Origin of the sequence: Streptomyces sp. NPDC008313, from assembly GCF_042956125.1 — a bacterium.
Lineage (GTDB): Bacteria > Actinomycetota > Actinomycetes > Streptomycetales > Streptomycetaceae > Streptomyces.
The window spans coordinates 1-13,218 of record NZ_JBIBFR010000019.1 but is presented as its reverse complement, the minus strand read 5'-3'; the positions used below and the strand labels follow the sequence as shown (position 1 = coordinate 13,218).

Here is a 13,218-nt window from a genome sequence, read left to right as displayed (position 1 = left end):
CATAGTGGTCGACGAGTCACCCTGATACGCGGGTGAAAGGTCCGGAAACATCCAATACCCCTCGCAAAGAGGCTCCTTCGGGCCCGCCCTCGTCAGTCCATTCTTCGTGGCATACCGAACAAGCCCGTCTCGGAGTCCGTCGGCTGCGTCATCACGTACTGCCGATCGCGGTCGGCGCACCACAGGGTGACGCCGTCGACGAGCGTGGGCAGCGACTCGACGTCCGCCCGGGGCAGCGCCATCGTGCGCCCGATCTCCGCGGCCTCGTCCGGCGACACCCGCTGGACACCCACCAGCCGCGCCTGCCGCAGCAGTCGAGGGGCCACCGGGCTCAGATACGGCAGCAGCGTCAGCACCGACTGCCAGGGCCCGGAGACCACCCGCCCGCGCGGCGGCCGCATCCCGCAGTCGCGGACCACCAGCACGGGACTGCCCGCCGAGGCGCCCTGCGGCGGGACCCGGCCGACGTCGTGCACGGACATCCCGTTCTGCCCGCCGCCCATGGCGTGCACCATCTGCATCCAGGACTGCGGGCGTCCGGTCTCCACGGCCACCCGCGCACCCGTGGCCGCCGCCCTCAGCGCGAGCACCTGCGCGGTCCACAGGCCGCCGATGAGGACGACGTCGTACGGCGTGGGCCGGTTGAGCCCCAGCACGGCCGGCCGGCCCTCGGCGTCCACCCCTATGACCACACCGTCGTCCCCGATGGGCAGCGCGAGCGCGTCCAACTGCTCCGCGGACAGCGCATGCCGTCCGTGCCGGGGACCGATGAGCCCGAACCCGCTGCGCAGCAGGCCCCGTGGACGCCCGCCGGGCGCCGGGTCCCCCGTCACGTCGGGAGACCCGGGCACCGCCGTCGGTCCGCCGGGCGGGGGAGCTCCGTTCATCGTCCTCGCCTGTCCGTGCGCCCCCGCGGGGCCCGTCGTGCGCGGGCTGGTCGTGGCCATCAGCGGGCACCTCCGAGGGGGAGCGTGGCGAGCACACCGGGCAGCTGCTCGCGGTCGAGCCGGGCGAGCCCCGCACCGGCCTGTCGCGCCGCGTCCTCCAACGCGCGCCGCGCCGCGACGAGTTCGTCGTCGTCACGACCGGTCACGCGCAGGTGGCCGCAGAACGACACCTCCTGACGCTCGCCCGGCCGCAGCGCCAGACTGAAGGTGGTCGCCAAGGTGGGGACGGCGGTGAGCAGTCCGACCAGTTGCGGCAACGAGGGTCCCGTGCCGCCGCCCAGCGAGGGCCAGCGGCGCACCCAGTACGTGGTGTGCCGACGGCCGTCGCAGCGCCAGCTGCGGCCCGACTCCTCAGTCCGCCGCTCCGGACGGTCGCCGCGGCCCGCCTCCGCGGTCACCAGGGGGTCGGCGCACGCCGAGGTGGCCAGCGCCGCGGTCAACTCCTCCTCGTTGAGCACGGTCGCCCTGAAACCCGCCCCGGTAAGGCGGCTCGCCAGATGATCTGCCGTGCGCACGACGCACTTCTGTGCCCCGGTCCGCCCTCCGCCGCGCGCGGCCACGGCCTCGGGGCACAGCTCCGGATCGAGCTTCAGCGCGATCCAGGTGATCCGCACGGCGGGGGCACCGGTCTGCGCCTGCAACGGGGCGTAGTTGCTGACGGCCACGGACTGCCGGGGCAGATGCAGCGCGGGTGCGGGCTGGGTGTGCAGCACTATCTGCGCCGACTCCAGCCGGATGCCGTCGACGTCCAGAGCGTCCCGCACCAGCCCGAGCGGCAGTGGCTGCCGGCTCCGCTCCGCCCGCAGCGCGGTCGCGTCGGCCTCCACCTGGAGCACGGCGGTGAAGAACGTGCCGTCCCCGACCAGTCCCACCGGCCGCTGGTCCCTGCCCCCGTACGTGCAGGTCCGCAGGCTCGGGTCGCACTCCACGGCCGGAGCGAGCCCTGGTTCCGTCCCCGCGGGCACCGGCGACTGGGCGGCCCGCCGCCTCCGCGCCCGCAACGCCCGCGCCGTACCGAGCCATTCGGGCAGGGAGCGTCCACGCCGCCGTACGACCGCGAGCAGCACCAGGGTGACCGCCACGACGGCCGCCGGGGCCAGCGCCAGCGGGCCGACCACCCACCCGGCGAGCAGCACCGCGGCCGCGATCTCGATCAGTACGATCCGTTGCAGCCGGAACGATCCGGGCCTCCCGGCACGCGATCCGAGGTGCGGGGCGGCCGCCGCCGGAGGAGCGGCCGGAGCGTGCGGCCGTCGGCCGGAGGGCTGGGGGAGAGGCGCCGCCGTGCCCCGCGTCCCGGACCGGTCACGCGACCGCGTCCGCGGTCCGGAAGCCATCACTTCGTCCCCCCGCTTTCCTCACGACTCACTGCAATCGCCCCGCCGCACAGGGCCCTTGAGGCCCCGGTACCCTACCCGCTCCGCAGACCCCTCCCGTCACCAGGCATAGTAGGGGCCCGGTCTGACAACGGAGGGCGGGGACGGTGACCCCCGAGCGCCGCCCAGGCGAGACACGGGGAGACTCAGGCACACATGGCATCTCGGCGGGACCAGCTCAACGCCTACACCTTCGCGAAGCGCCGCATGCTCGCGGCCTTCGTCCAGTCGTCGCCCGACGGCTCGGAGGAAGGGGCACCGCGCCCGCTGCGCGCCGTGGTCCCCGGCACCATCGTGGGTGTCGTCATCATGGCCGTCTTCGGCGCGTGGGGGATGTTCAAACCGACCGCGCCGCAGGGCTGGGACACGCCCGGCGAAAAGGTGATCATCGCCAGCGACTCCACCACCCGCTACGTCGTCCTGAGGACCGACGGCAAGGTCCAGTTGCACCCGGTCCTCAACATGGCCTCCGCGAAACTCCTCCTCGTCCCCGGCAAGGGCGAGGTCGTCACCGTCGACGAGTCCGTCCTCGACAAGGGCGACATCCCGCACGGCGTCACCATCGGCATCCCGTACGCCCCCGACCGGCTGCCCTCCGGGAAGGAGGCGGGCGCCCCGAAGCGCTGGGCCGTGTGCGAGCGCCCGGGCGCGGGCGGCAGGTCGATCCAGAAGGCCGCGTTCGTCCTCGCCTCCCGTGACATGAAGCGGACCGAGGGCACCGAGCGCCTGCACGGCGGCGAGATGATGTACGTCGCCGCCCCGGACGGGACCCGCTACATCGTGGACGCCGGCGGCACCGCGTACGAGGTCGACAGGGACGACGAACTGCTGCTGCGCGCCACCGTCGGCGCCGGACGCGCCCCCCAAAAGGTGTCGGACGAGTGGATGGAGACCCTCCATCAGGGTGATCCCGTCGGCTTCCCGAAGGTGGACGGGCGGATCGGCGCCGACGCGGGCGTCCAGGGCAGTCTGCCCGCCCGGGCCAACCGGGTCGGCATCGTCCTCAGGGCCCTCGACGGCGCCACCGAGCAGTACTACGTCGTCGAACAGGGCAAGGTCGCCCCCGTCTCGGACTTCACCGCCAAGCTGCTCCTGTCCGACCGTGCCCTGACGAGCCTCGGCAAGGAGGCGGGCAAGGCCATCGAGGTCAGCGCGGGCGCCTTCGTCCCCAGCCCGGTCGAGTTCGCGGCCGGTCACCACTGGCCGAGCCACTGGCCGAAGGCCGTCAACGAGGCGGACTCCTCGCACGGCAGCCGCAACACCGTCTGCAACGTCCTGCGCGACGTCGGCGACGACGGCGGAACCACGCTCAGCACCTGGGCGGGTACGGACTTCCCCGCCACCCTGCCCACCGGCTCCTCCAGCGCCTACGTCACCCCCGGGTCCGGCCAGCTCTACCGCCAGTTCCAGGGCAAGGAGACCGAGGCGGGCGGCGTCTTCCTCGTCACCGACACCGGGCTGCGGTACGCCATGCAGTCCAACGCCGACAGCGACAAGGAGGACGCGGGCATCGGCACCACGGCCAAGGAGCGCAAGGACCTCCAGCAGGAGGCGAAACTCGCCCAGACCCGCCTCGGATACGCCGACGTCGACCCGGCCCGCATCCCCGTCGCCTGGTCCTCGTTCCTGTCCACGGGCCCCCGCCTGTCGACCACGGCGGCCCGCCAGCCGCAGGGCTCGTAGGAAGGAGGGCGACCATGGCGTACGAACCCACCCCACGCCCCCTCCGTACGGTGGCCGTTCTCCATACGGTGACAGTCCTCCGTACGGTGGCCGTCTTCCGTAGGGTGGCCGCGACGGCGGCGACCGCCGCCCTCGCCTGCGCCCCGCTGGTCCTCGCGTCCCCCGCCTCCGCGGACACGTCCACCGGCCAGTGCACGTTCCCCAACAAGAAGTACGCGGGCCGCCCCTGGTCCCTCCAGCGCGTCCTCCTCGACGAACTGTGGCGCCAGTCCAAGGGCAAGGGCGTACGCGTGGCGGTGATCGACACCGGCGTCGACGTGCACAACCCCCAGCTCACCCACGCCGTCGACACCGGCGCCGGCCGCAACCTCCTTCCCCGGAAGCTGAAGGACGACAACGGCGACCCCGTCCCGCGCGGCAAGGAGAACGGCACGACGGACACCGTCGGCCACGGGACCCGCGTCGCCGGCATCATCGCGGCCCGCCCCGCCGAGAAGACCGGCTTCGTCGGCCTCGCCCCCCAGGCCACGATCATCCCCATCCAGCAGAACGACGCGGAGGGCCACGGCACCGCCGAAACCCTCGCCGACGCCATCCGCTACGCGATCCGGGCCAAGGCCGACGTCATCAACATCTCCCAGGACACGTCCAACGCGGTGAAGCCGGGCTCCGCCCTGAAGGACGCCGTGGACGCCGCCCTGGCCCAGGGGATCGTCGTCGTCGCCTCCGCCGGCAACGACGGGCTCGGCGGCAACGTCAAGCGCACCTACCCGGCGTCCTACGAAGGCGTCCTCGCCGTCGCCGCCTCCGACCGCAACAACGAACGCGCCCCCTTCTCCCAGTCCGACGAGACCGTCGACGTCGCGGCACCCGGCGTCGACATGATCTCCACCGTCCCCCGGGGCGGCCACTGCTCCGACAACGGCACCAGCTTCTCCGCCCCGTACGTGGCGGGAGTCGCCGCGCTCATCAAGGCGAAACACCCCGACTGGACCGGCCGCGAGATCGTCGCCCAGATCGAACAGACCGCGGAACGCTCCATCGCCGGGCACGACCGCCTGGTCGGCTGGGGCGTCGTCGACCCCGTCCGCGCGCTCACGGAGGACGACGCCCCCGTCGAGTCCCCCCACCCGCACGAAGGCCTGACCCGGGCCGAGGCCCCCACCCCCGCCGAGCTCCAGCTCGGCGAGACCCCGGACGAACGCAACACCCGCCTCGCCACGTACGCGGCGGTGGCCGCCGGAGTCCTGGTCGCGGGCCTCACCGGCGCCGCGATAGCCACCCGCGACGCCCGCCGCAGAAGGGGCCCCCTCACCAGGCCCCGGGACAACGCTTAGCCACAGCCGAGGGTCTTCACGGTGGCGGGCATGTAGGCGCGCATGAACCGTTCGATGTCTTTCCGCTCAGGGCGATTCTTGACGCCCTGGTGCAGTTTGATGGCGAGCGTGAAGTGGTCCCCGCCGCTGGTCTTGCAGTGTGTGGTGGCGATGGCACCGTCGTCGGCGAGTACCGCGTCGTCAGCGAGGTCGATGCGGTGGGCGTTCTGCAAACCGGTGACCGAGTTGTCGGGCGACGCGGCGGCAAGGGGGTCCATGCTTCCCCCGTGCCAGGCGAACTTGAAGCTGAGGGCCTCGCGCTTGCCCACGAGCAGGACGCACCAGGATGAGCCCGCGGCAGCCCGGTCCACGCGGTTCCACTCGGTGATCTCCCCCGGCGACTGGAAGAGGGGCCTGGAAAGATCTTCGTCGACAGGCGTCCCGCAAAGTGACGAAGGGATACGGCGATCCGGCGACCGAGCGCCGCACGAGACCGCAGCAGTGGTCATCAGCAAGGCGAGCGTGGCCAAGCGAGCAGCGCGGACGTGTCGGGTACTCAACTCGCCCCCTGGCCCGAAACCCCGGTAGACCGGGCCAGCCCGTCATTGGAAGCCCGCTCGATGGTGGTCTGGGCAGCGAAGCCCCCCGAGCCGGGATGCGCCTTCTGCCATTCTCCGGCGATGGCCATGAGCTGGCCGTTTCTCCTGCGGTAGATGCTGATGCTGCGGTCCTCCGCTCTCTCGTCGAGGCGCTGCTGCTCGTCCGCGAGCCATTTGTCCGTCACGTAGTCGAACCCTTGCTGCACGTCGTCGCTGCCGACCGGCAGGTAGCTGATGGCTCTGTCGAAGATCCACTTGTCGTCCCAGGCGGCGGTGTCCGGGTCGCCGAGAGCCTGAGCACGACTTCCTTCCAGGAACCCGACGGTCCTGCCCGCCCGGATGAGGGAATCCTCCGGATTCCTCTGACCGGGCTCATGGATCTCGGCGACCATCGTCCGATTCAGCCCGCCATTGAGCTCGCCGTAGGCATGCTGGTCCTTGGACACCTGTTTCATGACCTCGAAGAGCCGGTCCTGCGGGACCGGAGAATCCGACATGTCGACGCTGCTCGCGGCGGCGTGAACCGTGTCCCCGTGGTTGACGAGAATCCTGGCGACGGGCTCCCGCAGTGAGGCAGGAAAGTCGTCCCCGTTGGCGGCGAGATACTTCAGGGACGACCTGAAGACCGCGTCGTTGTCCTTCGAATGGGGGACGAACACCCCATGCCTGTCGGACGGATCGATCCCCGTCGCCGCCGCCTGGAGCGCCGCTCCGAAGCCCGCCCGGTCGTCAGCGTCCAGTGCATCGCTGTACGTGGAGACCTTCGTACCGTCCCGCTCCTGGACGACGACCTTCCAGTCCCGCTCCTCCATCAGGTACTTCATCCGGTCGTCCGACTTGAGATAGGCCGCCGCGGTGTCCGGATCATGACTCATGACGCCGAGTACGCCGTCCAACGGGTCGTTGGCGAACCAGCCCCCGCGTCTACCGCTGTACGGGCCCTTCATGTCCCACACGTCGGGGTTCTTCCTCTCCGCCGCGATGATGTCGTCGCTCACGTCCTCCAGGAACTGAGGCGCGTACCCGTGCCCCTTCCCCATGAGCGTGACCAGGGACTGATATCCCCGGACCTTGTCGAGCCGTCCGTCGTGGAACGCGGTCCGAATGCGCTCGCCCCCCGCTTTCCGCATATCGGCGCGCCAGCCCTTGTACCACCCCGACCTGGTGTCCCGCGTGGCCGTGGCGAGCGTGCGGGCGAGCCCGGACTCGATGGCGGAGAAATCGCCGCTCCGCTTGCCGCCCCGGGCATGGATGAGGTCGTTGAGCCGGTTCGTCATCCTGATCGTCCCGCCGGCTCCGAGTCCGTCGAGGAACGTACGGCTGAACGCCTTGTCGTCGCCGTTGTCGCGAAATACCCGCCGCAACTCCGCGATGTCGCTGCCCGGCAGATCCGCACCGCCGCTCAGTCTCATGGCGATCTCGTCGGCTGCCCGGGCCTCGTACTTCTCGATGTCGCCGAGAGCACGGGAGTTGAAGCCGTTGAGCGTGCCGTCGCAGACGTCCGCGTCCACGACCACGGCCGCCAGGGCGAGTTCGGCCCCTTGATCGGCGTCCCCCACCGCCCGGACCGCCCGATCGAGACGCTGCTGCCAAGAGGCCGCGTCCGTAGCCGTAGCTTTGCCCTTCCCGCCCTGCCGGTCGGCATCGTGGGAGACCACGCCCCGTTCGGAAACCCTCATGCCCGCGTCGAAGGCGGCCTGCCGAACGGCCCGCACAGCACCGCGCAGATCGACGAACTGCGTGTGGGCGTCGCGCAGGAGCGAGGCGAGTGCTCTCGCCTCGGTCTGGGCGGCCCGGAACTGTTCGAGGGTGATGTCGAACCGCGCGTTGGCGGCATCGGCGCTGAGTCCCTGCCAGGACTGCCCCATGGAGACCCCGTGCACGGCCCGCCCATAATGTGCTTCCCGCTTCCCGAACTCCGCGGCCATGCCGTCCCAGCGGTCGGCGGCAGCGGTGAGGGCGGAGAGGTCGGTGGTCATGATCTCGTGATAGGTCGGCATGGTTCCTCCTAGAGCCGGTCGAGCCCGGACGGCCGGCGCAGCTGGGCACCGACCCCGATGTCGGTCTTCTGGAAGAGAACGGCGGTGTTCCCGAGCGCCCGCTTCTCGGACCCGAGCCGGTCCAGCAGCGCCTTGACCTGATCACCCCATGCCGCGTGCGCCTTCTTCAAGGCATTCGATGTCGCCCAGCCGTCACCGTCCTTGGCGCCGAAGGCCTTCACCGCGGCGGCGGTCTCCTGATCGGCCCATTCCCCGGCCTTCCTGGTGTCCGGTTCAAGACGCTCCTCGATGGCGTGGGCGGCGGCCTTCTTCTCCGAGGGGCTGGAGGCGAGATCAGGCCGCCCTTGGGCGGGTCCTTGCCGCAGACCGGGAACGGCGTCCGCACGCTCACTGCCCTCTCGCCCGGCCACCCGCCCCCGTGCCCGCTCCCACTCGTCCCACGTCATGGCAGGACTCCTCCCTCGGCGCTTCACTCACGGTCACATTAGCGATCCGAAGCGTAGCCAGAGCGTGGCGCGTGGAGGCGGCGCGAAAGGGGAGCCGCGTACGAGCCGCCCTGCCCGGACAGGGCAACGGGGCGTCGCGATGCCACCCGTTCGTGGGACGCGGGACGAAGGACCGTGCGCGACCGCAACGGCCCCGGTGTTCGCGCTGGCCGGTTATCGCCGTCCAGGCGGGCGCGGTCGGCGGTGAGGAACTTCCTTGACTGAGTAGCCGTACTCATGCCGACCGCCCGTCGACCGTCTAGCCTCTCGACGGGTCGTTGAGACGATGGCCGTAGCGCGTGGGGCAGGGGCGCGGTGGAGGAAGGGTGAAGCTTCGCCCGGTGGCGACCGGCTTGTGGCAGAGGGCAGTTGGGGCTGTCACAGGAGGTGACTAGAGTGGTGGCGTTGCGGAAAGGAACGTTCGGGGGCTGTGCGCCGCGAGCCGGACGAGGGGCAGCGAAACGGGGAGGGAAGGCATAGTGCTTCCTGCGGACATGGTGGGGGGCGTCTCCGCGTCCAGGGCCGCGAACCTGAAGGCCGGCAATGAGGTCCTGTCGGCCTTCCAGAAGCGGGTGACCACCCTTCTGGCCGAGTTCGAGAACTCCGCGGGCAGCGCGACCAAGGTGGGGTCCCAGAGGATCGCCCGGACCTCTCTGCGCAGCGACAGCGTGTGCTTCGTCGAGGCCGACGGTCTGTTCGCGGAGTACGAGCGGGTGCACGAACGCCTCACCTCGCTCGTCAAGACGCTGGGCCTGCAGATCGAGGCCACGGGCATCGCCGTACAGGGCGCCAAGGTCGGCTTCAACGCTCTCGAGGACGACCTCCGGCATCGCTTCTGGGAGATCCAGACCGAGCTCCAGCGTGAAGAGGACACGACTCAGCGGGAGAAGGACGGCAAGCCCCGCGAGAAGCTGTCCGACAACGACACGTCCAAGGGTGGGTATCGCTGATGTCCGGCGGCAGGAACCACGACGAGCGGCACCAGGAAGATCTGCGGGACGTGGCCGCCCAGGTCTACGTCACCGACGCCAGGACCGCGATGGCGGACCTCCTGGACGGCACGTTCTTCAGCGGCGTGGCGCGGCAGGGCCGCTCCAGCTTCGAGGACTGCGAACTGAACAGCCTGCTCGACATGGTCCACCGGACGAAGCCGGAGGACCTGGAGAGCGTGGGCAAGGCCCTCTGGGACGCCCGGGACGCCATCAAGTCGGCCGCCGACGAGCTCAGTGGCCACATCGACCGTGTGGAATGGGTCGGCGAATCCGGGGACGCGTTCCGCAGCTGGGGCCGGAAGCTGGTCAACAACACGCACGCCCTGTCCACCTTCGCGGATGTCGCGGGCGACCAGATCACAGCGGCGGGCACGGGACTGGCGTCGGTGATCAGCGCGATGCCCCCGCGCGACGACCGGGCCGACCCCAAGTCGGTCGACGACATCCCGGTGGCGAAACGGGTCGACGGCAACGAGGAGTACGCGGCCGCGCTGAAGACGGAGAAGCACCGCCAAGAGGCGATCAACCAGATGAACCGCCTGGCGTCCTTCTACGCGGTATCGAGAGACACCCTGGCGACCCAGGAACCCCCGAAGTTCGAGTCGATGCCGGATGTGGGGGTGCCGAAGGCGGAATCGGCGCTCAATGTGGGGCCTCAGGACAAGCAAAAGGCCGAAGGGAGCGGAACCCTCGCCGGCACGGTCGATGCCGCCACAAGCGTCCACCACTCCCCACATTCGGGTACCGATGCTGCCCGCTTGAGCGACGGCACGCGCTCCCTGCAGGAGGTGCACGTTTCCCCGTCCTCGCCCGATCGGCAGGTGGGTACAGAGATTGACAGCGTCAGCACGGTGCCGCAGAACGGTAGCTCTCCCCCCAGCGCGTCGTTGCATGCTCAAGGCGTCCCGTCGGGGACGGGGGAGACGAGTCCCCCGTTCCTCACCGGCAGCGGTAACCCTGTGATGTCGGGACCAGTCGGTTCTCCACCGGCGTACCGTGCTGGACCACAGCAGGCGGCCTCAGCACAGGGGCGGCCCGTCAATACACCTGGTGCCGGCCGAGGCATAACGGGGCGGGGCCCCATCGGTCCGTCCGGCCGTGTCGCTGCCACCGGACAGGGCGCGCCGCGCGGCAACGCGTCACCCGCGGGCCGACCCATGATGGGGCGCGGTATCACCGGCGGCACACCCAGGGCCGGCGGTGCGACGAACGGGCGCGTCGGCAGTCCCGGTGCCACAGGCGCAGGACGCGGCAACGGTGTGGTGGGGGGAAAGCCCACGTCGGGGCCCGTCCCCACCAGGAACACCTCCAGAACGCCGCGCGGCGCGGTCGTCGGAGGCGAGAGCGCCGTCAATCCGCGTACCCCGGCATCTGGAAGCATCGGGCAACGAGGAGTGGTCGGTGCCGCCAGCCCAGCAACCGACAGGGGAACGGGGCAGTCCCGGCGCCGCTCGGCGGGCCGTGGCGACGGTGTGATCGGTGAGCCACGAGGTCGGTCCACGGCAGGGAGCCAGCGGCAGGTTGCTCGACGAAATGAGCGAGACGACCCTCGAAACCAAGAGAGCCAGCGGCGTGACGGATCACCGGCAACCGACTGAACACGAGCGAGGATGTACCGAGGCATGAGGTCAGGGACGCACCGACGCGGCAGTTGGGTCACACCTTCCGCCAGGCGTACCGGAAGGTGGCTGTCTACCGTGTGCGCAGCATTCGGGGCTCTGGCAGCCGTGGTTGTGGGACCAGTTCCTGACGCAACGGCCGACGACGTCCGGTCCCGGCAGTGGTACTTGGACGCGATGGAAGCCGACAACCTGTGGAAGGTGAGCACCGGCAAAGGTGTCAAGGTCGCTGTCATCGACTCGGGAGTCAATCCTGACACTCCATCGCTGAGGGGACAGGTTCTTGTCGACGAGGTCCCGAAGAAGGTTTCGTACCACGTGACCGAGGACTACGCCGGACATGGAACCAGTGTGGCCGAACTGATTGCAGGTACTGGAGCCGGGAGCGGTATAAGAGGCCTTGCTCCGGGTGCGAAGATCGTGCCGTATCGCATTGTCACCACAGGTTTGAAGAACAAGGCGGAGAAGCGGAAAAGTCCTAGCCTGGATGCGGTTATCAGGGCAGTCGCCGACAGTGACGTCAAGATCATCAATATGTCGTTCGGACGGGATTTTGTCGACCCGGACGAGAAAGCGGCAATCGCGTATGCCGCGTCCAAAGGGAAACTGATGTTCGCGAGCGTGGGGAACGACGCTCAGAAGAAAAACTTCATCGGCTACCCGGCTGCCTACCCGCGAGTGGTCGGGGTTTCCGCGGCTGATGACGAGGGAACTGTAGGCAAGTTCTCGGAATCCGGCGCCTACGTGGACCTGGCGGCGCCGGGCCTGGACGTTCCGTTCTGGTGCGACGCGACCTTCCAGTCCCATTGCCAGGACAACGGAACCAGTGCGGCTTCCGCCATCACCTCCGCCACCGCCGCCCTCATCTGGTCCGCTCACCCCGACTGGACGGCCAACCAGGTTCTCCGCGTCATGATCGACACCGCGGGGCGTGACTGGCCGAAGGACCGGCCCAGCAAGTACCTCGGGTACGGCCTGATCCGCCCCGGGCAGGTGCTCCTGGACGGCAAGGGCAAGCCGGGCGCCGCGGATGTCGACCCGCTCACCGACGAGAAGACTCCGGGGGCGGCCGGTGCCGGGGACGCATCGCCGTCCACCTCCGCGTCACACTCCCCGAAGCCCTCGAAGGACGCTGCGGGAAGCCAGGTGGCGGCGGAATCAAGTGCCCAGTCCTCCGACGACAACGACGACACGATGTGGTGGGCGCTCGGGGGAGTGGCGGCCGTCGTGCTGATCGGCGGAGCCGCCTTCGCGGTGGTGCGTTCACGGCGAGGCGCATGACCACAGGACGACTGTTGCCGCACGGGAGAGGCAGGCCATGCGGCAGCAGAGAACGAGCGCCTCATCACCCGGTGACGCGTGAGGAAGACGAAGCCCAGCTACGACAAAGGGAGTGCAGGCATGGCCGGTGGCCGCAAGCTCGACAGCGCTGAAGTATTCAAGCTGGAACAAGGGATCATCGAGAGGTACGAGACGATCAAGGGCCTGCTCGGCCGCCTCCAGGGGACGATCGACATGCTCGAGAACAACTGGTCGGGTCTCGGCGCGGGTGCGTTCAACAAGAAGCAGACGGAAATCAACGAGCACGTCGTGAAGATCGGACGCATGCTCGAGAAGGTCCTCGATGGCGTCGACCTCAACCGCAAGGACAAGGACGCCCTCGAGGAGGAACTGCACCAGCGGATCCACCAGATCGACGTGCAGGACCTGGGCGGGAAGAACTCGGCTCTCAGCAGCTACTGAGCGGCGGCGTAAGCCGCTTCGCGACGTTTCCCTAACCCACCACCGACCAGATAGGGCAATCAACCATGACCGACGCTCACTACCGGGATCTCGCCGTCAACTACGGCGGCCTGGACGCACTCACGACCGAACTGGGTGACCTGGCGAAGCAGTTCGAGGCCAACATCAAGGCGCTCGAAGCCGATGTGAAGAAGATCGCCGACGGGTGGGGCGGTGAGGCGCACGAGGCGTTCACCCGGCAGCACAAGGAGTGGGACACCCACGCGAACGCCATCCACCACGCACTCATCGCCATCGGCCACAAGATCCACGAAGCCGGCGGTGACTACCGGGGCGGGGACATCAAGGGCGCGAGCTACTTCGCCTAGCCTCGCGCTTTCACGAGATGGGGTGTCCGAGGCTTGATCAAATAAGCGGAGAGTGCTCCTGACCTGCAACGATGGGACTTGTCGAGGGTC

12 protein-coding genes are annotated in these 13,218 nt (G+C 69.6%); 7 read left to right on the top strand and 5 right to left on the bottom strand.

All coding sequences use genetic code 11. The features are described from left to right. Positions 1–92: 92 nt before the first annotated feature. Both ACFY93_RS24300 and eccE read right to left on the bottom strand, forming a co-directional pair. Positions 93–947: a hypothetical protein gene (locus ACFY93_RS24300; protein WP_391362705.1), complete on the bottom strand. Its 855-nt coding sequence runs from the start codon at positions 945–947 to the stop codon at positions 93–95. Then, positions 947–2,284: a type VII secretion protein EccE gene (eccE, locus tag ACFY93_RS24295; RefSeq protein ID WP_391362703.1), complete on the bottom strand. Its 1,338-nt coding sequence runs from the start codon at positions 2,282–2,284 to the stop codon at positions 947–949. Before eccE ends, ACFY93_RS24300 begins: the two co-directional genes overlap by 1 nt. Positions 2,285–2,479: 195 nt before the next feature. Between eccE and eccB the strand changes: the two genes are divergently transcribed. Together eccB and mycP are read left to right on the top strand one after the other, a co-directional pair. Then, positions 2,480–4,006: a type VII secretion protein EccB gene (eccB, locus tag ACFY93_RS24290; RefSeq protein WP_391362701.1), complete on the top strand. Its 1,527-nt coding sequence runs from the start codon at positions 2,480–2,482 to the stop codon at positions 4,004–4,006. A 14-nt stretch (positions 4,007–4,020) separates the two neighbouring features. Continuing rightward, positions 4,021–5,343 (top strand): type VII secretion-associated serine protease mycosin, encoded by a 1,323-nt coding sequence (gene mycP / locus ACFY93_RS24285; protein ID WP_391362699.1) that lies wholly within the window; start codon positions 4,021–4,023, stop codon positions 5,341–5,343. Here mycP and ACFY93_RS24280 read toward each other — a convergent pair. The 3 genes from ACFY93_RS24280 to ACFY93_RS24270 are packed head-to-tail and all read right to left on the bottom strand — an operon-like array spanning position 5,340 to position 8,367. Next, entirely contained in the window at positions 5,340–5,852 is a 513-nt protein-coding gene (locus ACFY93_RS24280) for a hypothetical protein (protein ID WP_391362697.1), read from the bottom strand. The two genes, mycP and ACFY93_RS24280, sit on opposite strands and share 4 nt — an antisense overlap. Positions 5,853–5,878: 26 nt before the next feature. Then, on the bottom strand, positions 5,879–7,921 hold the full coding sequence (locus tag ACFY93_RS24275; protein ID WP_391362695.1) for a hypothetical protein: 2,043 nt from the start codon (positions 7,919–7,921) through the stop codon (positions 5,879–5,881). A gap of 8 nt (positions 7,922–7,929) precedes the next feature. Then, positions 7,930–8,367, bottom strand: a complete 438-nt coding sequence (locus ACFY93_RS24270; RefSeq protein WP_391362693.1) for a hypothetical protein — start codon at positions 8,365–8,367, stop codon at positions 7,930–7,932. A gap of 518 nt (positions 8,368–8,885) precedes the next feature. Between ACFY93_RS24270 and ACFY93_RS24265 the strand changes: the two genes are divergently transcribed. The 5 genes from ACFY93_RS24265 (at position 8,886) to ACFY93_RS24245 (ending at position 13,128) form a co-directional block, all read left to right on the top strand. Then, entirely contained in the window at positions 8,886–9,356 is a 471-nt protein-coding gene (locus tag ACFY93_RS24265; RefSeq protein ID WP_391362692.1) for a hypothetical protein, read from the top strand. Between the two features lie 50 nt (positions 9,357–9,406). Further along, positions 9,407–10,996 carry a hypothetical protein gene (locus ACFY93_RS24260; RefSeq protein ID WP_391362691.1) on the top strand — a complete coding sequence of 530 codons (1,590 nt, stop codon included), beginning with the start codon at positions 9,407–9,409 and terminating at the stop codon, positions 10,994–10,996. Positions 10,997–11,194: 198 nt separating this feature from the next. After that, positions 11,195–12,298: a S8 family serine peptidase gene (locus tag ACFY93_RS24255; protein WP_391362689.1), complete on the top strand. Its 1,104-nt coding sequence runs from the start codon at positions 11,195–11,197 to the stop codon at positions 12,296–12,298. 78 nt (positions 12,299–12,376) lie between these two features. After that, positions 12,377–12,760, top strand: a complete 384-nt coding sequence (locus ACFY93_RS24250; protein ID WP_391362687.1) for a WXG100 family type VII secretion target — start codon at positions 12,377–12,379, stop codon at positions 12,758–12,760. Positions 12,761–12,825: 65 nt separating this feature from the next. Continuing rightward, complete coding sequence (locus ACFY93_RS24245) at positions 12,826–13,128, top strand: WXG100 family type VII secretion target (protein ID WP_391362685.1); 303 nt, start codon at positions 12,826–12,828, stop codon at positions 13,126–13,128. The last annotated feature ends 90 nt before the right edge of the window (positions 13,129–13,218 follow it).